Source organism: Arthrobacter sp. sptzw42, from assembly GCF_059089685.1.
Window position 1 is genome coordinate 120022 of sequence record NZ_JBNHEX010000004.1, and the last position, 16281, is coordinate 136302.

A 16281-nucleotide genomic window follows, 5' to 3' on the forward strand; every position below is an offset into this window, starting at 1 on the left:
CGGCCGAAACCAAGTAGTCGTTATTTAAAAGCGAGTACTCACTACTCGTGTACTCCCTACCCCCGCCCCGTAACGTCCTGAAGACGTTGCAGAAGACTTCTTCGACGGTTTCACTGTTCAGGGGGGACAGATCATGGGGATCAATCTTGGGGTGCGGAAGCTGCACCATCAGACCGGGGCCGATGACGGAGGCGGCGGGACAGCGTGGTTCCGCAAAGAGTCATCGGTCCCTACGACGTCCGCACCACTCCTGGATTTCCGGGCGGAAAATGACCGGGAATCCCTGGACCTGCTTGCCGTTGCCGGTGCGGCGGTGCTTGCCGACGCCGGATGCCAACTGGACTGCGTGGTGTCCCTTCCGCAACCCCGGCAAGCCATCCTGACGTCCGGCACCACAGACCACGCCGTCAGCCTCGCCCGTGCTGACCAGGAGAATGGTGAGGGTCCTGTCTCCCAGGCCCTCACCGGGGAATCAGCGGTTATCCTCAACAGCTACTCAAAAACCCCCCGCTGGCCCGCCTACTGGCAACACTTGGCTGAGGCGGGCTATCGTTCCCTGGTATCGGTGCCATTACCCCTCGAACCAGGCAATTTCGCAGCCTTGACACTCCTGGCGGACAGGGATGACGTCTTCACTCCTCAAGCCATCTCGCGGATCACAGCCTTCAGTGTGGTGGCGGCCAGCAGTTACATGTTGGCCAGGGACCTGAGGGCAGCACAGGCAACGGCGGAGCACCTACGCAGCGCAATGCAGGGCAGAACCTCCATCGACGTTGCGTGCGGAGTCATCATGGGCCAAAACCGGTGCTCCTACCAGGAAGCATTCAAAATCCTCGCCAAGGCCTCCAGCCACAGAAACGTTAAGGCGCGGGTGGTGGCCGAAACCATCCTCAGTGACCTGCCCGGCGGAACTCCCACCACGCACTTCAAGTCCTAGGCGGTGTACCCGTTGGCAAAAAGGACAGCCGTGACCCAGTACGACGGCCACACTTTGCCCCTGCTCGACAGCTCAGTACTGGACAGGTTGCGCTCTGAACTGGACTACGACGAAAGCGTGTGGAAGGTCTTCATCCAGGATTTTGTGGCGCATCTGCCGGCGAGGACGGAAAGGCTCCGGCTGGCCTTGACCACCGGTGATGCCGTCACCGCCAAGGACGCTGTGCTCGGCCTGAAAACCTCTAGCCAAATGGTGGGCGCGGAACGTCTCGCGGGCCTCGCGCTGGACCTGGAAGGGGAACTGCGGTTCGCACCCAGTGAGGGGGAACCGGGGGTTGTCCTGCCCCGGATCGCAGCACTCCATCTGATAAGGATCAGGCAATGTGCCCAGCAGACAAGTTATTTCTTGAGTAGGCACCTGCTGAGATCGCCCGGAAGGGTTTAGCTGCGGGGGCGGCAGGACTCCTGCGGGCCGTAGCGTAGCCAGTCAGGCAGAGCTGCAACAAAGGCGTCGCGTACCGCCGGGGTATTGGTCACCGTCCAGTCCACCCGGCCCTTGACCTCTTCCTCGTCCCTGTCCCACTCAAACCAGTTGATCATTTTCAGTTGTGGGAACCGTGCCGCCGTTGCCGGATCGAAGAGTTGGCTCCACCAGGACTGCTTGATGGCCAACTCCGCCTCCCCGCCGGTTGCGGGATTGAAAAGCGCGGCAGTTTCCGTAACGGCCACGGGCTTGCCGTGCGCTTCCCCGTATACCTGGTAGAAATCCGGCAGCGTGCTGTCATCACCGTTGGCCCCGGAGTAGTTGCCGGTGAGCTGATTTGCGAACTTGTTCGGCTCCGGCAATTCGTTTTCGCCCCATGGGAACTCGCCTCCCCAGTGATAGAGGGACATGCCCACCCAGTCGACGGCGTCATCGCCAGGGTAGTAGGGGGCATACGAGTCGTCGTTCACGGTCAGGGCACCGTCCGCATCCGTGTCCAGGGCGGCGAAGTCCGGCGACCCGGCTTTGGCTTCGTATTGGCCGCCGGCGAACGGGTATCCCCCGCCGTAACTTGGTGACCACATCATCGCTGAACCGGGAGCATGGGTGTGGACCGCGGCGGCAAGCGTCCGAAACGCCTCGATGTAACGCCCCGGCTGCTGGGCCCAGGGGTACCAGGAGCCGTTCATTTCGTGGCCAAACCGCAGAAGGACAGGGACGCCGTCGTTATTGAACCCGGCAAGGTCCTTCGCGAGCGCCTCGGCGGATTCGGGGGTGACCCCGGCCAGTCCATCGGATGGTTCCAGGGTCAGCAGCAGCATTTGCCCGTTGGCGCGGATCTGCACGACGGCGCGCTCCAAGTCAGTCTTTTCGTCCGCAGTGTAGGGGAACGGGCTGAAGTGGACACTGACGGCGGGTTTGTGTCCCAGGTCGAATGCATAACGTTCCAGGGATTTCGTTTGCCAGTCAAGGTTGACGCCGAACAGGGCACCACTTGCCGGCACCAGCGATGCCCGGTCCTGAACCTGACAGACGCGTGTCGTCGGCTCTGGTTCTGTAATTTGGGTTTGCTTGTCCCGGCCGTCGGCAAGGCCACCGTAAATCCCGGCGGCACCGATACCTGCCGCAATCACGGCGGCGAGCCCTACAAGGACGAAGACGCGGCGTGTCCCCGACGGGCCCTTCCGGCCCTCGTCTTTGCTGATGTCTTTCGGCATTCGCACTAACCCCCCAGCATGACTGCAATCTGACCACCATTGTAAAAGGTGGAGCCAAAATTCAGGCCAAGCCTTCGGCACCGGCTTCCCACCGGCAGTGCGAAGCGATGATCAGCAGCCAGAGCCTCGCCGCCGTGGTGATGGACGCCGTCGAACGTACCCACGGAACAGTTGGAGAACCCGGCCCCGGCCGCGGCTTCTCAATACCACCTGAACCCGGCGATGAGTAGATTGTGGAGACTATGTGTGCTCTGATGAGGGGGGGAGAGCAGTTGGTTCACCAAAGGCCAAAGCGCTTGGAATGGAGCGGTCATGGACACGGAATTGCCGCTGGCTGACGAACTGGCTGCCGTCTATGCGCGGTTTTCCAACGTGCTCCTTACCGAGGAAACAGTGGACGCTGCCCTCAAGCTCATCACCGAGGCAGCAGTCCTGGCCGTTGGGGACGCCGCCGGCGCCGGCGTTTCCCTGATCGATTCCGGCGGCCGCCGCAGCAGCGCGGCTTCCACGAGCCAGCTGGTGGCACAGGCGGACACCCTCCAGTACGAGCTTGAGCAGGGCCCCTGCCTTAGTGCCTGGGCCTCCGGACACCCGGTGGATATTGCGGATGTGCGCACAGATCTCCGTTGGCCGGAATGGGGCCTGGCAGCGGGCGAACTGGGGTTGCGGTCGTGCATAAGCGTTCCACTCCTTGCCGGCGACCTGGCATTCGGGGCCATCAAGATCTACTGGGCAAACCCCAAGGCAGCGTCGCACAGGCTGATCCGGCTGCTGGAATTGTTTGCAGCCCAGGCTTCAATCTTCCTGGCCAACATCCAGGCCCGGGAGCGGGGCAAAATGCTGAGCGAGCAACTCAAGTCGACACTGATGCAGCGCGACATCATCAACACCGCCAAGGGCATCGTCATGGCCAGCCGCGGCCTGGGCAACCACGACGCGATGCTCCACCTGATGTCCAGAGCCATCAAGGAAAATTGTCCGCTGCAGGAAGTGGCAGAAATGATCATCGAGTCCACGCCGGGACTCGATCTTGACCGGGGGTGAACTATGGCCGTCCCTGGGGACGAGGACGAACAACGCCAGGGCTTCCGGTTAGCATTCGAGGCTGCACCCCTGACTCTCGAGCAGATTTGGATTAAATACTTTGGAATTGGAGGAAAGGCCGGGCTGACCGAGGTCCAGGCGTATGTTTACGGTGCCCTCAGCTTTCCGCCAATTGAACGCGATATCCTGGCACACGCGCTCAACGAAACGCTCAACACCCTTGGCGTCGACGGGCTCCGTGCCAGCTACAGCCAGGCAATCCAACCCCAGGCAGACGAAGGCGAGCGGGGCGCACACTAGGAGCAGGCATTCCAGTGTCCCCTGTTGTTCCACAAATCATGCTTCTAGCATTGAGGTTGTGGACACAGACAGGCAGTACGAGGACTTCCAGCAACTCCACCAGCTTATTGCCGAAAGCAAGGACATCCAGGACTTCCTCAACGGCATGGTCCAGCATGCTGCTTCAACCCTCAGCAGGACCACCGGCGCGGCTGTTGCCTGCACCATCACCCTGCACCGGAACAAACGCACAGTTACTGTCTCCGGCAGCAATGAGACAGCGGTAGCCCTGGACCGCATCGAACAGGACCTGGGATCCGGGCCTTGCTTGGAAGCAGTCCGCACTTTCACGACTGTTGTGTTGGCCGACACCCGGAATGACCAGCGCTGGCCCCTGTACTCCCGGGGATTGGACGCGGCAGGCTACAGCACAGTGCTGGGGGTGCCCGTCGACCTGGGCGAAAACGCAGCCGCCTCCCTGAATTTCTTCGCCCCCGCGGGCGGACTGTTCACGGCGGAAGCCCTTTGCGACGCAACCGTCTTCACGCACACCGCGGGGCAGGCCTTGCGGCTGGCCCTGCGCATCATCACTGCGGAACTGCTGGCCGAAGACCTCAAAGCCGCGATGAGGAGCAGGACGGACATAGATATCGCCTGCGGCATGATCATGACCCAGAACCGATGTACCCAGGAGGAGGCGTACCAGTTCCTCCTCCGGGCCTCCAACCACCGCAACATGAAACTCCATACAGTGGCCGAACAGATCATCCGCCGGCTGTCCGGCACCAAGGAAACAGTGACCCACTTCGAAGACTGAAAGGTGTATCTGGTGAAAGCGTTAGTCGTGGCCATTGTCGCCGTTGCCCTGGTCCTTCTCATTGTGGGACTGGCCGTCGAAACCCTGGGCTTTTTTCTGGGCGTGGCTCCGGTGCTGCTGGTGGTGGCCATCGTCCTTTTGCTCCTCAACAGGTTCAGGGGACGCCGTATCCCCCGCTGACTATGACGCCGAAACGAAGCCGGTGACCAGCGTGCCCAGGCGGGCCGCCGTGGTTAGTTCCAGGCCAGTATCGGCAAGCGTCAGGTTATCGCCGCTGATTACCAGGACGCGCCCTTCCCGTGCGGCCTGGAGCCAGGCGGCGTCGTGACGGTTTCTTTGGTCCAGTTGCTGGGAACACATCAGGAGCCCGTCGACATGCAGCTGGACCTCCCCTCTCCTGGCCAGGGTGCAGCTGCAGGTGTCCCGGGCAGGAACAGCCCGTTGCAGGATGTCACCGAAACTGGCACTGGCAGACACTTTGAATCCGTGATTGAGCAGGACCGAGACCAGCGCAGAGGTCATCTCCCCGCCCGGTTCCCCAATGACGACGTTCGGTACCAGGGTGTAGGCCAGCACAGGAACCGCAGCCGTCCCCGAACTGCCCCCGCCAAGGACCAGCCGTGCACCAATCGAGATAACGCCGTCCACCCCTCCAAGTGCTGCACGCACGCTCAATCCCGGTTCCTGGCATTGCAGGTGACACACCACAGGATCGAAGTCCAGCAACGAATTGCCTTCCACATTCCTGCTTTCGGTGATGAAAACCATCAGGGACAGGGCTGCGCCGGGGCCAAAAGGCAGCAGGCAAGCGGCGCAGCGGCTGGCCGAGGCCTTGACAGTCTCGACGAATCGGGCTGTGTCCCTGCCCTTGTAGGCCTCGAGTCGTTCGTCCCAAGCGACGTTGCTGGTGATGGGCATTTCCGCATCCAATCCGTGACGCGCTTCAACGACGCGTGGCGCGGGTGGGCTATTCACGTCCTGGAGCGGGAGACCTGGCATCCGGGCCTGGAATCGCTTCTGGGATGCGACGCCAGGCCCGGCACTGACCGGAATGAGCGATGGGGGCTTCGCTTTCCGGCCAGATACCTACACCTTGACGGCTCTGCCTTGCGGAAATCCTGTGGAGCCGCGCCCATCCGCCGCCAAGGAAATCCCTAGGAGGCGGGGCAGCCGGTGCAGGTTGCTAGGTTCGAGCGTCGACGTGGCCCTGGACGATCGCAGCGACCGTCCGGAGTACCTGCTGCTCGGACGGCGGGAAGGCGCGGGGTTGTTGGTCGATGATGCACAACGTGCCGATGTTCCAGCCGCGCGGCCCGTGCAAGGGATAGCCGGCGTAAAAGCGGATGTGCGGCTCCCCCACCACGAGTGGATTGGACGCGAAACGCTCATCGGTAAAGGTGTCGTTGATGATCAGCATGGAGTTGCGTTCCACCGTTGCCGTACAGAGCGCAATCTGCCGTGGGGTCTCATCGCGGAGCGGCCCGAAGACGGATTTGAAGTACTGGACGTCCTCGGCAATAAGGGACATTGACGCAGCACCTACGTTGAAAAACTTCCTGGTGGCAGCCACGATGCGGTCAAAGGTTTCCTCTGTTCCGCTGTGCAGCAGGTCCGTCTCGCGCAAGGACCTCAGGCGTTCAGCCTCGGCCCGCTCAGGAGTAAGCAGGGAACGGCCCGCGGCTCCCAGCGCCGAGAACGCATGCTCCCGAGCCTTTCCCGGGCTTCCCGTCTTATCTGTCCGGTGGCCGCTTTCGCGCGTGGTCCAGGCCGTTGCACCATGGAGGTAGGCATCCAACTCGAACTTTGACCACCGGGACTGCCCTGATGTGGCTGGCAAAAGTTTCCGGGGGTCTACTCCGATTGCTGTGGCGAGGTCACGCCGCCGCTCCACCTCTTCATCCATGCCGTTCACCTCCAACCAGGTCGCGCATCGTGAGACCGAAGCTTTCGCAGTTGCAGCAAAACATATTACTAAGCCTACTTATCACTTCATGCCAAGGCTACCCCGCCACCGGGAAGGCGAAAATTACACGTCCTGAAACTGTCATTGGCGTCGGGAACCACTTTGTCCTGGAGTGCTTCTAAAATTTTCTTATGAGGATTGCCGTTGCAGGGGGAACCGGTACCGTTGGGCGCCACGTCGTCGAGGTAGCCAGAGAGCGCGGCCACAGTGTGGTCAGCCTGAGCCGTTCGGAGGGCGTGGACCTGTTGAATGGCCGCGGCCTGAACCGGGCGCTCCAGGGCGTTGAGGCGGTCATCGACGTTTCCGGCATCGAGACGATATCCACCAAAAAGGCGGTTGACTTCTTCACCAACGCCACGCAGAACCTGCTGGCGGCGGAGAAGACGGCCGGCGTGCGGCACCACGTGGCGCTTTCCGTGGTGGGGATCGACAAAGCCACCTCGGGGCTGTACGCGGGAAAACTGGTGCAGGAGGACGAAGTTCGGCACGGCGGCATTCCCTGGTCCCTCCTGCGGTCCACCCAGTTCCATGAGTTTGTGCCCATGACGGTACGAGTTGCTTCGGTCGGCCCGCTGGTTTTGGTCCCGAAGATGTTCACCCAGCCGGTGGCGGCCCGGGAAGTGGCTGAAGCTTTGGTCAACGCCGCTGAGGCAGGGCCGAAGGGGCGCCTCCCGGATCTCGGCGGTCCCCGGGCCGAAAGGCTCGCGGACCTGGTCCGCGCCTACTTGCAGAGGACGGGCAAGCGGAAGCGGGTGGTGCAGGTGAATGCTCCCGGCTCCATGGGCAAGGCAATGCGCAAGGGGAAGCTGATTCCCAAGGCGGGTGCCGCCGTCGGACGCCAGACGTTCCAGGAATGGCTGGAAACGCAGCAAAACAAGTAGCCCACCGGGGGGCTCGGGAAATTCGAGTACCGGCTACTCGTGCCCTCCCTTGGGGCGCCGCCTAAATTCGGAGGGAAGTCCGCGGTTGACGCTGCGCGGGCGGGTTCGAACGGGGGCATAACGATGGCATTTCATGAGGCGGATATCAGGAACAGGGTTCTGAAGGCCGACGGCGGAAGGCTGGCAGGGGCGGGTTCCTCCGCCCTGGAGCCATGGCCGGAACCGTCCGGGTTCCTGCTGGACCTGGTGACGGACTCAGGGTCCGACGTCGACTCCCTGCGCAGGGTCGCTGAGGCTGCCGCGCAGGCCCTCAGCGATTCTGCCGGGGTCCAGATCGACTGCGCCGCAACGCTTACCTCGCCGCCGGCCCCGCCAACGCAGGCTGCCACCACCCGCCGGGCGGCTGCCCTTGCCGCGTTGGACAAGGATCTCGAGGACGGTCCGCTGGCCTCGGCCATAGATGCAGGCAGTCCCATAGTGGTGGAGGGCGACGGCGCCCCGCCCCAGCGGTGGGAATCTTACCGGCGGCGGTTCCTCGACGCCGGCTACGGCGAGGCCCTCGTGGCACCGGTCCGGCTGGACGGCGGGATGTCCTGCGCGCTGGCTCTTTTCGCGCCGCGGAAGGTCCGGTTCGCGCCCGAGGCGGTCAGCCATGCCGCCTGGTTCGCGGACGTGGCGGGGAAGAGTTTGCGGCTTGCCTTGGAGGTCCGTAGCGTCCGGGCGGCCGGGGACAACCTGCAGGCTGTCCTGGAAAGCCGCACCTCCATTGACGTGGCGTGCGGTGTGATCATGGGCAAGAACCGCTGTTCCTATCCGGAAGCATTCAGAATGCTTGCCGGCGCTTCAACCCGGCGGGGCATGCGGGTGCGGGAAGTGGCGGAGGGGATTCTCAAGAACCTGCCGAGCGGCGTGCCGGGGACTAGGTTCGTGGCCTGAGTCACCCGGACTGGAAGGATTTCATGATGCGCAGCGTTATTGTCTCCAACATCGCATCCGTTGACGGCTTCTTCGCTGCCAGTGACGGTAACCCGCTCGTCCTGAACATGGATGCAGCGTTCGACGCGTACAACCGTACCCGGATCGAAGCGGCGGACATGGTGCTTCTGGGCCGCAAGTCCTTTGAGGGCTTCAGCTCGTATTGGCCAGGAATAGCTGCCGCCCCTGATGATCCAGGGAATCGTGCGGTCAGCGAGGACAACCGCCGGACCAGCAGGGCTTACAACTTCCTGCCCAAAGTGGTGGTTTCGAACACTTTCTCAATGCCCGCCGACAACGCCTGGCGGGACACCACCACCGTAATCACAGGCCGGAACCTACCTGATTGGATCCGCGCGCGGCGGCAGGAGGGCGACGGCGACATCCTGATTTTCGCAAGCCGGGTCTTGTGGAACAGCCTCCTCGAAATCGGGCTGATTGACGAACTCCACCTGATGGTCAGTCCGCACGCGCTGGTGGAGGGCACCCCTCTGTTCGTCCATCCGGCCGCCTTCACCCTCCTGGAGTCAACGGCGTTCGAATCGTCCTCCAACGTCCTCCTGCGGTATGAACTGAAAACATCGGCCGATCAGGAGGTTGCCTAAACCTGGCTGTTGATCATCCGGGGCGGCCTGGCCGCGGCCAGATGCGCCTGGAGGGCGTCCGACGTTTGTTCGGCACGTTGCCTGATCCGGCTAAGGTAGCTCACTGCGAGCCCGGGCAGGGCAGCACTCGGATCAGCAACCCGGGCAGCTTTCCGCTGGGCCGCTTCGAGGTCCATGGCCAGGGCAGCGAGGCGCTCGGCGCCTACCATTTGGCTGGCCGTCTTGAGGCTGAGGACGGCGTCCCTGGCACCAACTTCGTCCCCGGTGGTTAATGCCGCGCGCAACTTTTCAATCCGCAAGGGCAGGGCGTTAATGAAATTCTGTACAAATACGCGCCACACGTCGTACTCATTGAGGTCCTCGCGCAGTTTGTCCAACACGTCATGGTTAAGGAGCGGCCCGTGGGACGCCTTGTCTCTTATCCAGGGTGAGGGAACGCCGGGCGCGGGGCCACTCACCGGGTTTAGTGAGCTGGTGGGAGTGATCATGGTTGGAGGCTACGGAGTGGACGCTGGGGGAACCCTGCGGCTGCACCTTGAAATTTCCTGGCGGGTCCAAGGTTGCTTTTGGTCCGGAAGCACTTGGAGGCACTGGTAAGCTGGCAGTTCGCTTGTTGTCACGTGCAGGGCATCGAGCTTGGCTGCTGTAGCCCAACGGCGGATTACCGCACCCTGCTGAGAAGAGCCGACATGGCGCAGTCACAGTTCGACCAATTCCCTACCCGAGCCACGTACCAAGACCTGCTGGGGTCTAAGTAACTTGACCACGGCATTAGACACGTACGTCCCCTGGGACGTCCTTCAGCCTCGCGGAAAACACCCCTGGTGCGGTGCCTGCGATACGGATGTCCACCTGGTTGTTGAATTTCCGGCGGTGAGGGGCAGGCGAAACGGTACAGTCGCCGTCGCCCTCCACTGTTCGCAGTGCAGCTCCTCCCGGGTGGTGGACACCACCGCGGACCACGTCGCTGCCCTTCCCAGGCTCTTCAAGACCCCCCAATCGACCGGAGGTATAACCAGATGACCATCCCCAGCAACTCCCCTACTCCCGACGAGGCACCTGCCCACGTGGCAAGCCTGGAGGACCTCGACCTCACACCCGCCGGCCTCGCTGACGCACCGGCAAGCGAGCAGGACCGCGAAAGCATCGTGCACATCGGCAACAGCTGAGAAACGAGCTGAATTACGGGCAACCAAGTTACGCCCGGGCAAGGGAAAGCCCCTCCTAGGAGGGGCTTTCTGCGTAGTGGTCAATTGTCTTCTGGTATAGGTCAGCGGTGATGCACTCCCCCTTCCCGGACGCCCCCTAGCGCCCATCCGGACTTTGACAAAAAAGACCTTAGTCAATGAACTCCAACTCCGTAAAGGGGTTCGAGAAGAAAACTTCGAACGACGGCGGCAATCGATCATGCTCCTCGAGCCGGCGGAGGATAATGGCGTTCATACCCAAAGGAAGCGAAGCAGCCAAGGGAGGCAGGCATGGACGGCCACCAGACTCTGGCGGGTGGGCCGATTCGCGCTGACGGCCGTAAACAGTCAATGTTTGCTGCGGCGGAGCTTTTCAAGGCCCTTGCCCATCCGGTGCGGGCGCAGGTTTTAGCGCTGCTTTCCCAAGGGGAGGCCACCATCCCGGAGTTGTGTGAGGGTACGGGGGTGAAGGCAACGCACCTGTCCCGGCACCTCACCCAGATGCGGGGGCAGGACCTGATCCGGTGCCTGCGGTCCGGCGGACGCCTTGTCTATCGGCTGGCATACCCCGAAGCCACCCACCTGTTGACCGCTGCCCAATCCGTACTTCACGCGCGGACAGCGGCCGCACTTGGTTCCTTTGGTCCGGGCACCATTGAGCAGGATCTGGCATCAAGCGCTCCCTGGGACGAGCAGTTCTCGGCCCTGAAAGGACTACTCGTATCGCGTTCGGTGATCGTAGACGCCTGCCGGGCGATAGCTGCCCGAACCGGTTGCACCACGGAGGAAGCTGCCGGGCGTCTCCTCATGACAGCCCGTACCGGGGATTCCACTGTCCTGGAAGCGGCCCAAAACGAACTCCGGAGCGGTTCCGAACGGCACCACGGCTGACGCCGACGCCTCAACCTCGATGCCACAGCTGAAGGCCTGCCTGTCTCCTTGCTGTCCCGAAAACTCCTGGGTATCGAAAATCCCTTGACCTACCCTTCAGTAGGCAACACACTCGAACTGTCCAATTGACGGAAACGTCTATCCGTCAAAGTTGAGGGCCTCCTCTTCCCCCATGGGAGAGGACGCCGCACCAGGGGAAAGGGATATCACTGGAGTGGGGGCTCCTGGTGCGGCGGCAGCCGCGGAGGGGACAATGACGTCCCCTCCGCCCCTATATCTTCATCTTCGCAAACTGCAGTGGCAGCGACTCATTGAATCAAACTGGCCCAGGACTCCAGGAACCGCTCAGCAATGTACGCATGGCCGGCGCTGTTGGGATGTGCGTTGTCGAAGTTGAAACCCGGACTGTTGGCACTCGTGAACCAACCGCCCTCGACGGCGTCAATAAAGGGAGCGCCGGCAGTTGCGGCCCCAGCGCGGACGGCGCTGTTCGCGCTGCGCAGTTCCTCCGCCGCAGGCTGGGGTGCCGAAGGCCCCAGCACCACCACCTGGACTCCGGGCCAGAGCCTGCGGGCCGCCTCGATGGTCTGCACCGTGGCAGCTTCAACTTCATCAGCGTCTGGGACCAGCGAATCGTTCTGGCCGCCCTGAAGTACCAGCAGGTTGGGCACGAAGGCGGGGTCCGCAGCGATGTCCCGCAACCTGACTTCGTACTCGCCGCGCAGTTGGTCCTGGCTCCCGCCGCCCCACGCGAAGCCGGTACCAGGCACGCCGTCGATGTTGGTGGGGTAACCAAGTTCCCGTGCAACGACAGACGCCCACCCTTGGTCCGGCTGATCTGCACCAACACCGGCAGTGTAGGAATCGCCCAGAATAAGGAGGACTGGCTCGGCGGGCAGCTCGATACCGGGCTGTTCAGCCATTGAGGTCGCTGAAGGTGTGACTGTGGAGGCCGGCGGCGCAGTAGCTGTCGCAGTGGTTGCCGGCGGGCTGACAGGGAAGGCGGCGGATTCCTCCGTGCCGCGTGGACCCATCAGGGCGATGGCGGCCACTCCGAAGGCGGCCACTGCCAGCACAAAAAGTGCACCGTACTTGATCCACTCATTTTTGGTCATGCTCCGGCCCCCGGTTGTCGTCTCCCGGCACATCTTACCTGCGCCGTATTTCCGCACGGACGGAATCAAGGCGGCAACTAACGCTATCTCCAGCCTTGTGGCACCGCCGTCGTCAACCCCGCAGAGCTAGTGCTCCCGGCGGGTCGCCTGCAGGCGCTTGATGAACCAGCGCGACTGCTCCGGCCCGTAAGGCAGGACGGGAATGGCTTTGGTGGCATCTGTGGGAGCTTCCCGGATGGAGCGCTGTGCCTGGCGGACTGCTGTGATCATGGTTCTCGCCATGGTCTTGACGAATTGGTCGCTGCACGGCTTGCCATGGCCCGGGATCAGGAACTCGTAGCGGTGGCGGAGGGCCGAGATGTTCCGAAGCGCGTCGGCCCAATCCTCCGGGTACGAGTCTTCGAAGGACGGGTGCGCGCCCTGCTCCACCAGGTCACCGACGTAAAGCGTGGTGGGAGTACCCACCAGCAGGTCGCCGTCGGTGTGGCCGCGGCCCAGGTAGAAGAGGGTTGCGGTCAGCCCGCCGAGGTCAACCAGCACTGGCTGGTCCTTCACGATGGCATTGGGAACCACGAGCTCCACGTTCGGGCCCTCGCCCGTGGACATCTCCGGTTCCATCGTGCCCACGAAGCGGCGCTGCAGGTCCCCGTGTTCCTCAATTTCGGTGGCACAGTTCTGGTGTGCCCAGAATTCGGTGACTCCTGCCTCCGCGAATACGGCGTTGCCGAAGAAATGGTCGTAGTGGGCGTGCGTGTTGACGACAACCAGTGGCAGCTGGGTCTTCGCCCGCACCGCATCCAGGATTTCCCGCCCCTGCCGGGGGCCGCACCCGGTATCGATCACCATGGCCCGTTCGGAGCCCACGATCAGTCCGGTGTTCAGCAGCGATCCTTCGGTGACCAGCACGTAGTTGTTCGCGCCGACTTCAAGCCATTCCGACATTGTTTCTCCGTACCTCCGGCAAAGCAGTGTTCGTTCGTTTAGTCGTCGATTGTACCCACGGGGACGGCGGTTGAGCCTGGCGAAACCCCGAAGGCAGGGCAGTTACGACGGCGGCGCGCGGCCGCCGTCGTAATGACCCGATGGTGCCCGGCTGTAACGCTGCAGTAACGCCTTTGTTGCTAGTTCTGGCAGCGTCGCTCCGCAGTCAGCCAGTCGCTCCGCAGTCAGCCAGTAGTCCGCCGGGAAGCCGGCAGAAATTGAAGGAAAAGAACCATGAAGAAGCCACTGCTTCGAGGCACACCAATCGCACAGGTCGGCCCAGCGCCAAGTCCCGCCTCTGTCCGCTTCACGAGGCGCCTCAGCGCGCTGGCCGTCATGGCGGCTGCCTTGCTGGTTGGCCCGACCGTCCCGGCTACGGCGCATGACTACAGACCGCTGGACTACGTCGCTTTCGGGGATTCCTACACCGCCGGCATCGGTGCACCGAACGTGAAAGTCTCACCGCTCTACCCTGCCGTCCCTGCTGACAAGGCGTGCTACCAGGCATCGCCGGGATATGTGGATGTGTTGGACGCCCGGGATGACGTCCAACTTCAGGCCAACGCCGCCTGCTCGGGCTGGACCGCCGCCATGGTGCCCCTCCAGGTGGAAGTGGCATCAGCCGCCGGGCTGCTGAATGCAGGAACAGATCTGGTCACCGTTACCGTCGGCGGTAACGACGTCGGTTACGCGGACGTGCTCCGGGCATGCATGGTCCCCAGTTCCCTCAACGACTGCAAGACGTCGGTCAAACTCGGCGAAGCCAACGCCAGGGAAAAGGTCCTCCCGGCCTTGGCCACTGCGTACGCGGCCATCCGCGCCAAGGCGCCCCATGCCACCATCGTTGCCCTAGGATACCCCCACCTGTTCTCCCCTGAATTCGGCGACCAGCCCTACATCACCGACGAAGCCGCCAAGGTCTTCAACAGGGGCACCGACAGGTTGAACAAGGTCATCAGGAACGCGGCCAAGCAGGTCCCCGGAACCGAGTATGTGGATGTCACCGACGAGTTCTACGGACACGGGATCGGCTCACCCGCATCCTGGTTCGTCTTCGACGGCAGCCCCGCCAGCTTCCATCCGAATGAGACCGGGTACGCCAAGGGATACGCTCGGGCGGTTGTCCGCGAAGCGGGAATTGCCGCCTTCCAGCATTGACGCCTTGGTGCAGGGTACGACGGCGGCACGCAACCGCCGTCGTACGTTCAACTTCCCTGCTCTTCAGCATCTACTGCGAGAGGGTCGGTCGAAAACCCACATCAACTGCACAAGGGTCGGTGGGAAACCCACATGAACTGCGCGAGGGCCGGTGGGGGGCGGGTCAGAGGTCGGCGAGGAGGCTGGTTGGGTTTTCGATGGCGTCGGCCACGAAGCGGAGGAAGCCGGCGGCGGTGCCGCCGTCGCAGACCCGGTGGTCGAAGGTGAGTGTCAGCTCGGTAACTTTGCGGACGGCCAGCTCGCCGTTCACCACCCACGGTTTTTCAATGATCCGGCCGACGCCGAGGATGGCCACCTCAGGGTGGTTGATGATCGCCGCCGACCCGTCCACGCCGAAGACGCCGTAGTTGTTCAGTGTGAACGTGCCACTGCCCAGTTCGGTGGGGGTTGCCTTGCCTTGGCGGGCGACGTCGGTGAGTCGCCGGATCTCCCCGTCCAGCTCACGGGCGCTCAGCTTTTCTGCCGCCCGGACCGAGGGGACCACGAGGCCGCGGTCGGTCTGGGCAGCGATGCCGAGGTTGATTCCGTCGAACGAGACGATCTCCTGGGACCCGTCGGCCGCGGTTTCGATGCGCGTGTTCAGCTCCGGGTATTTTTTTAGCCCAGCTGTGACAAATCGGGCTATGAACGCGAGCAGGCCCGGCACCTCCACGCCGTTCACTTTCAGTCCCTCGCGGAGCTCAAGCAGTCCAGTGGCGTCGACATCCACCCACACGGTAGCTTCGGGGATCTCCGCACGGCTGCGCGACATGTTAGCGGCAACGGCCTTGCGTACTCCGCGGACAGGTGTGCGGGAAGAGATGGGCAGGCCGGTCCGGGCGTCAACATCATGGGCTACGGCAGGTTCATTCAGTGTCGTTTCCGCAGTGTCGGTTGGAGGTGGGGCCACGCCCGCAGGGTTCCCTGGCCGAGCTTGCGAGGTTAGGGGGTGGGTGGGGAGGATGGCAGCCTCAACATCCCGGCGCATAATCAGTCCACCCTCGCCGGAGCCCGGAAGTTCCCCAAGGTCCACGCCGTGCTCCCGTGCCATGCGCCGGACCAGCGGGGAAATTACCGCGCCGAGCTTGCCGGGAACGCGGGTGCGCAGGAGCGAAAGGTCCACGCCGGCGTCCGCCGCCGGTCCGCCGTCGCCCGCCCCATCCTCCAACGGGAGGGCCTCGTTTTCCAAGGGAAGGGTGGTCACGGCGGTTGCTGCTGACCTGCGTGCCCGCGTCCGCCGTGCCACACCGTGACCGCCTGGAGTTCCGTACCCGATCAGGACGTTGCCTGAGCCGGCCTTTTCCTCCTCCCGGTAGGTCTCCGCTGCCGCCTCAACGACTGCCGCCGCGGGTGATGCCGCCCCGGGAGTGGCATCGGGCCTGTCGGAGCCGGACGGCATGCTGCTTGCAGCATTGCCGTCCGGCGAAGGGGCGGGGGCGGCATCATCCGCGGCGATCCCGGTAACCAATGGCGTCACCGAGATCAGCGGCTTCCCAACGTCCAGCGTTTCGCCCGGCTGTCCGTGAAGCTCAGCAACAATGCCGGCATAGGGAGAAGGCACCTCAACGGTGGACTTCGCGGTCTCCACCTCGGCGATCGGCTGGTCCACGGAGATCGTGTCGCCAACAGAAACGTGCCAGGACACCAGCTCGGCTTCAGTGAGGCCCTCGCCCAGGTCCGGCAACAAAAATACGCGTGTTTCACTCATG

General features: G+C 63.1%; 20 protein-coding genes. 13 read left to right on the top strand and 7 right to left on the bottom strand.

All coding sequences use genetic code 11. The features are described from left to right. The first annotated feature begins 133 nt into the window (after positions 1 to 133). Positions 134 to 937 (top strand): GAF and ANTAR domain-containing protein, encoded by an 804-nt coding sequence (locus AC5RT4_RS06505; protein WP_494105212.1) that lies wholly within the window; start codon positions 134 to 136, stop codon positions 935 to 937. 30 nt (positions 938 to 967) lie between these two features. Next, complete coding sequence (locus tag AC5RT4_RS06510; protein WP_494105213.1) at positions 968 to 1381, top strand: Hpt domain-containing protein; 414 nt, start codon at positions 968 to 970, stop codon at positions 1379 to 1381. Here the strand turns inward: AC5RT4_RS06510 and AC5RT4_RS06515 are convergent. Continuing rightward, entirely contained in the window at positions 1378 to 2637 is a 1260-nt protein-coding gene (locus AC5RT4_RS06515) for a glycoside hydrolase family 26 protein (RefSeq protein WP_494105214.1), read from the bottom strand. The genes AC5RT4_RS06510 and AC5RT4_RS06515 overlap by 4 nt on opposite strands. A 107-nt stretch (positions 2638 to 2744) precedes the next feature. Between AC5RT4_RS06515 and AC5RT4_RS06520 the strand changes: the two genes are divergently transcribed. The 5 genes from AC5RT4_RS06520 to AC5RT4_RS06540 all read left to right on the top strand — a co-directional run bounded on the left by AC5RT4_RS06520 (position 2745) and on the right by AC5RT4_RS06540 (position 4957). Further along, complete coding sequence (locus tag AC5RT4_RS06520) at positions 2745 to 2867, top strand: hypothetical protein (RefSeq protein WP_494105215.1); 123 nt, start codon at positions 2745 to 2747, stop codon at positions 2865 to 2867. A gap of 82 nt (positions 2868 to 2949) precedes the next feature. Further along, complete coding sequence (locus AC5RT4_RS06525) at positions 2950 to 3681, top strand: GAF domain-containing protein (protein ID WP_494105216.1); 732 nt, start codon at positions 2950 to 2952, stop codon at positions 3679 to 3681. A gap of 3 nt (positions 3682 to 3684) precedes the next feature. Beyond that, a complete protein-coding gene (locus AC5RT4_RS06530; RefSeq protein WP_494105217.1) occupies positions 3685 to 3981 on the top strand; it encodes a hypothetical protein in 297 nt (98 codons plus the stop codon). A 58-nt stretch (positions 3982 to 4039) separates the two neighbouring features. Next, a complete protein-coding gene (locus tag AC5RT4_RS06535) occupies positions 4040 to 4777 on the top strand; it encodes a GAF and ANTAR domain-containing protein (RefSeq protein WP_494105218.1) in 738 nt (245 codons plus the stop codon). Between the two features lie 12 nt (positions 4778 to 4789). After that, on the top strand, positions 4790 to 4957 hold the full coding sequence (locus tag AC5RT4_RS06540) for a hypothetical protein (RefSeq protein WP_494105219.1): 168 nt from the start codon (positions 4790 to 4792) through the stop codon (positions 4955 to 4957). On the opposite strand, the gene AC5RT4_RS06545 is transcribed toward AC5RT4_RS06540, so the two are convergent. Then, a complete protein-coding gene (locus tag AC5RT4_RS06545) occupies positions 4958 to 5695 on the bottom strand; it encodes a hypothetical protein (RefSeq protein WP_494105220.1) in 738 nt (245 codons plus the stop codon). Between the two features lie 265 nt (positions 5696 to 5960). After that, the gene (locus AC5RT4_RS06550) at positions 5961 to 6680 is read right to left on the bottom strand and encodes a GAF domain-containing protein (protein ID WP_494105221.1); all 720 of its coding nucleotides are present in this window, start codon (positions 6678 to 6680) and stop codon (positions 5961 to 5963) included. A gap of 191 nt (positions 6681 to 6871) precedes the next feature. On the opposite strand from AC5RT4_RS06550, the gene AC5RT4_RS06555 reads away from it, so the two are divergent. The 3 genes from AC5RT4_RS06555 (at position 6872) to AC5RT4_RS06565 (ending at position 9201) form a co-directional block, all read left to right on the top strand. Then, positions 6872 to 7621, top strand: coding sequence for an SDR family oxidoreductase (locus AC5RT4_RS06555; RefSeq protein ID WP_494105222.1), 750 nt, complete (start codon positions 6872 to 6874; stop codon positions 7619 to 7621). Positions 7622 to 7744: 123 nt separating this feature from the next. Continuing rightward, the gene (locus AC5RT4_RS06560) at positions 7745 to 8557 is read left to right on the top strand and encodes an ANTAR domain-containing protein (protein ID WP_494105223.1); all 813 of its coding nucleotides are present in this window, start codon (positions 7745 to 7747) and stop codon (positions 8555 to 8557) included. 26 nt (positions 8558 to 8583) lie between these two features. Continuing rightward, positions 8584 to 9201 (top strand): dihydrofolate reductase family protein, encoded by a 618-nt coding sequence (locus AC5RT4_RS06565; protein WP_494105224.1) that lies wholly within the window; start codon positions 8584 to 8586, stop codon positions 9199 to 9201. On the opposite strand, the gene AC5RT4_RS06570 is transcribed toward AC5RT4_RS06565, so the two are convergent. Continuing rightward, the gene (locus tag AC5RT4_RS06570; RefSeq protein ID WP_494105225.1) at positions 9198 to 9689 is read right to left on the bottom strand and encodes an Hpt domain-containing protein; all 492 of its coding nucleotides are present in this window, start codon (positions 9687 to 9689) and stop codon (positions 9198 to 9200) included. The two genes, AC5RT4_RS06565 and AC5RT4_RS06570, sit on opposite strands and share 4 nt — an antisense overlap. Before the next feature lie 531 nt (positions 9690 to 10220). On the opposite strand from AC5RT4_RS06570, the gene AC5RT4_RS06575 reads away from it, so the two are divergent. Both AC5RT4_RS06575 and AC5RT4_RS06580 read left to right on the top strand, forming a co-directional pair. After that, positions 10221 to 10370 (top strand): hypothetical protein, encoded by a 150-nt coding sequence (locus AC5RT4_RS06575; RefSeq protein WP_494105226.1) that lies wholly within the window; start codon positions 10221 to 10223, stop codon positions 10368 to 10370. Positions 10371 to 10679: 309 nt separating this feature from the next. Beyond that, positions 10680 to 11279 (top strand): ArsR/SmtB family transcription factor, encoded by a 600-nt coding sequence (locus AC5RT4_RS06580; RefSeq protein ID WP_494105227.1) that lies wholly within the window; start codon positions 10680 to 10682, stop codon positions 11277 to 11279. Positions 11280 to 11587: 308 nt separating this feature from the next. Here the strand turns inward: AC5RT4_RS06580 and AC5RT4_RS06585 are convergent, their stop codons facing one another. Further along, positions 11588 to 12394 (bottom strand): SGNH/GDSL hydrolase family protein, encoded by an 807-nt coding sequence (locus AC5RT4_RS06585; protein ID WP_494105228.1) that lies wholly within the window; start codon positions 12392 to 12394, stop codon positions 11588 to 11590. Positions 12395 to 12520: 126 nt separating this feature from the next. Further along, entirely contained in the window at positions 12521 to 13336 is an 816-nt protein-coding gene (locus AC5RT4_RS06590) for an MBL fold metallo-hydrolase (protein WP_494105229.1), read from the bottom strand. Positions 13337 to 13609: 273 nt separating this feature from the next. Here AC5RT4_RS06590 and AC5RT4_RS06595 point away from each other — a divergent pair, with 273 nt between their 5' ends. Then, entirely contained in the window at positions 13610 to 14533 is a 924-nt protein-coding gene (locus AC5RT4_RS06595; protein ID WP_494105230.1) for an SGNH/GDSL hydrolase family protein, read from the top strand. A 163-nt stretch (positions 14534 to 14696) separates the two neighbouring features. On the opposite strand, the gene AC5RT4_RS06600 is transcribed toward AC5RT4_RS06595, so the two are convergent. Next, entirely contained in the window at positions 14697 to 16280 is a 1584-nt protein-coding gene (locus tag AC5RT4_RS06600; RefSeq protein ID WP_494105231.1) for a dihydrolipoamide acetyltransferase family protein, read from the bottom strand. Position 16281: the final 1 nt, after the last annotated feature.

Coding starts and splice junctions, on each gene's coding strand:
- AC5RT4_RS06520 (WP_494105215.1), top strand. CDS start 2,745: ATGATCAGCAGCCAGAGCCTCGCCGCCGTGGTGATGGACGCCGTCGAA.
- AC5RT4_RS06575 (WP_494105226.1), top strand. CDS start 10,221: ATGACCATCCCCAGCAACTCCCCTACTCCCGACGAGGCACCTGCCCAC.
- AC5RT4_RS06555 (WP_494105222.1), top strand. CDS start 6,872: ATGAGGATTGCCGTTGCAGGGGGAACCGGTACCGTTGGGCGCCACGTC.
- AC5RT4_RS06545 (WP_494105220.1), bottom strand. CDS start 5,695: ATGCCCATCACCAGCAACGTCGCTTGGGACGAACGACTCGAGGCCTAC.
- AC5RT4_RS06530 (WP_494105217.1), top strand. CDS start 3,685: ATGGCCGTCCCTGGGGACGAGGACGAACAACGCCAGGGCTTCCGGTTA.
- AC5RT4_RS06515 (WP_494105214.1), bottom strand. CDS start 2,637: ATGCCGAAAGACATCAGCAAAGACGAGGGCCGGAAGGGCCCGTCGGGG.
- AC5RT4_RS06600 (WP_494105231.1), bottom strand. CDS start 16,280: ATGAGTGAAACACGCGTATTTTTGTTGCCGGACCTGGGCGAGGGCCTC.
- AC5RT4_RS06590 (WP_494105229.1), bottom strand. CDS start 13,336: ATGTCGGAATGGCTTGAAGTCGGCGCGAACAACTACGTGCTGGTCACC.
- AC5RT4_RS06595 (WP_494105230.1), top strand. CDS start 13,610: ATGAAGAAGCCACTGCTTCGAGGCACACCAATCGCACAGGTCGGCCCA.
- AC5RT4_RS06505 (WP_494105212.1), top strand. CDS start 134: ATGGGGATCAATCTTGGGGTGCGGAAGCTGCACCATCAGACCGGGGCC.
- AC5RT4_RS06565 (WP_494105224.1), top strand. CDS start 8,584: ATGCGCAGCGTTATTGTCTCCAACATCGCATCCGTTGACGGCTTCTTC.
- AC5RT4_RS06585 (WP_494105228.1), bottom strand. CDS start 12,394: ATGACCAAAAATGAGTGGATCAAGTACGGTGCACTTTTTGTGCTGGCA.
- AC5RT4_RS06570 (WP_494105225.1), bottom strand. CDS start 9,689: ATGATCACTCCCACCAGCTCACTAAACCCGGTGAGTGGCCCCGCGCCC.
- AC5RT4_RS06560 (WP_494105223.1), top strand. CDS start 7,745: ATGGCATTTCATGAGGCGGATATCAGGAACAGGGTTCTGAAGGCCGAC.
- AC5RT4_RS06580 (WP_494105227.1), top strand. CDS start 10,680: ATGGACGGCCACCAGACTCTGGCGGGTGGGCCGATTCGCGCTGACGGC.
- AC5RT4_RS06550 (WP_494105221.1), bottom strand. CDS start 6,680: ATGGATGAAGAGGTGGAGCGGCGGCGTGACCTCGCCACAGCAATCGGA.
- AC5RT4_RS06525 (WP_494105216.1), top strand. CDS start 2,950: ATGGACACGGAATTGCCGCTGGCTGACGAACTGGCTGCCGTCTATGCG.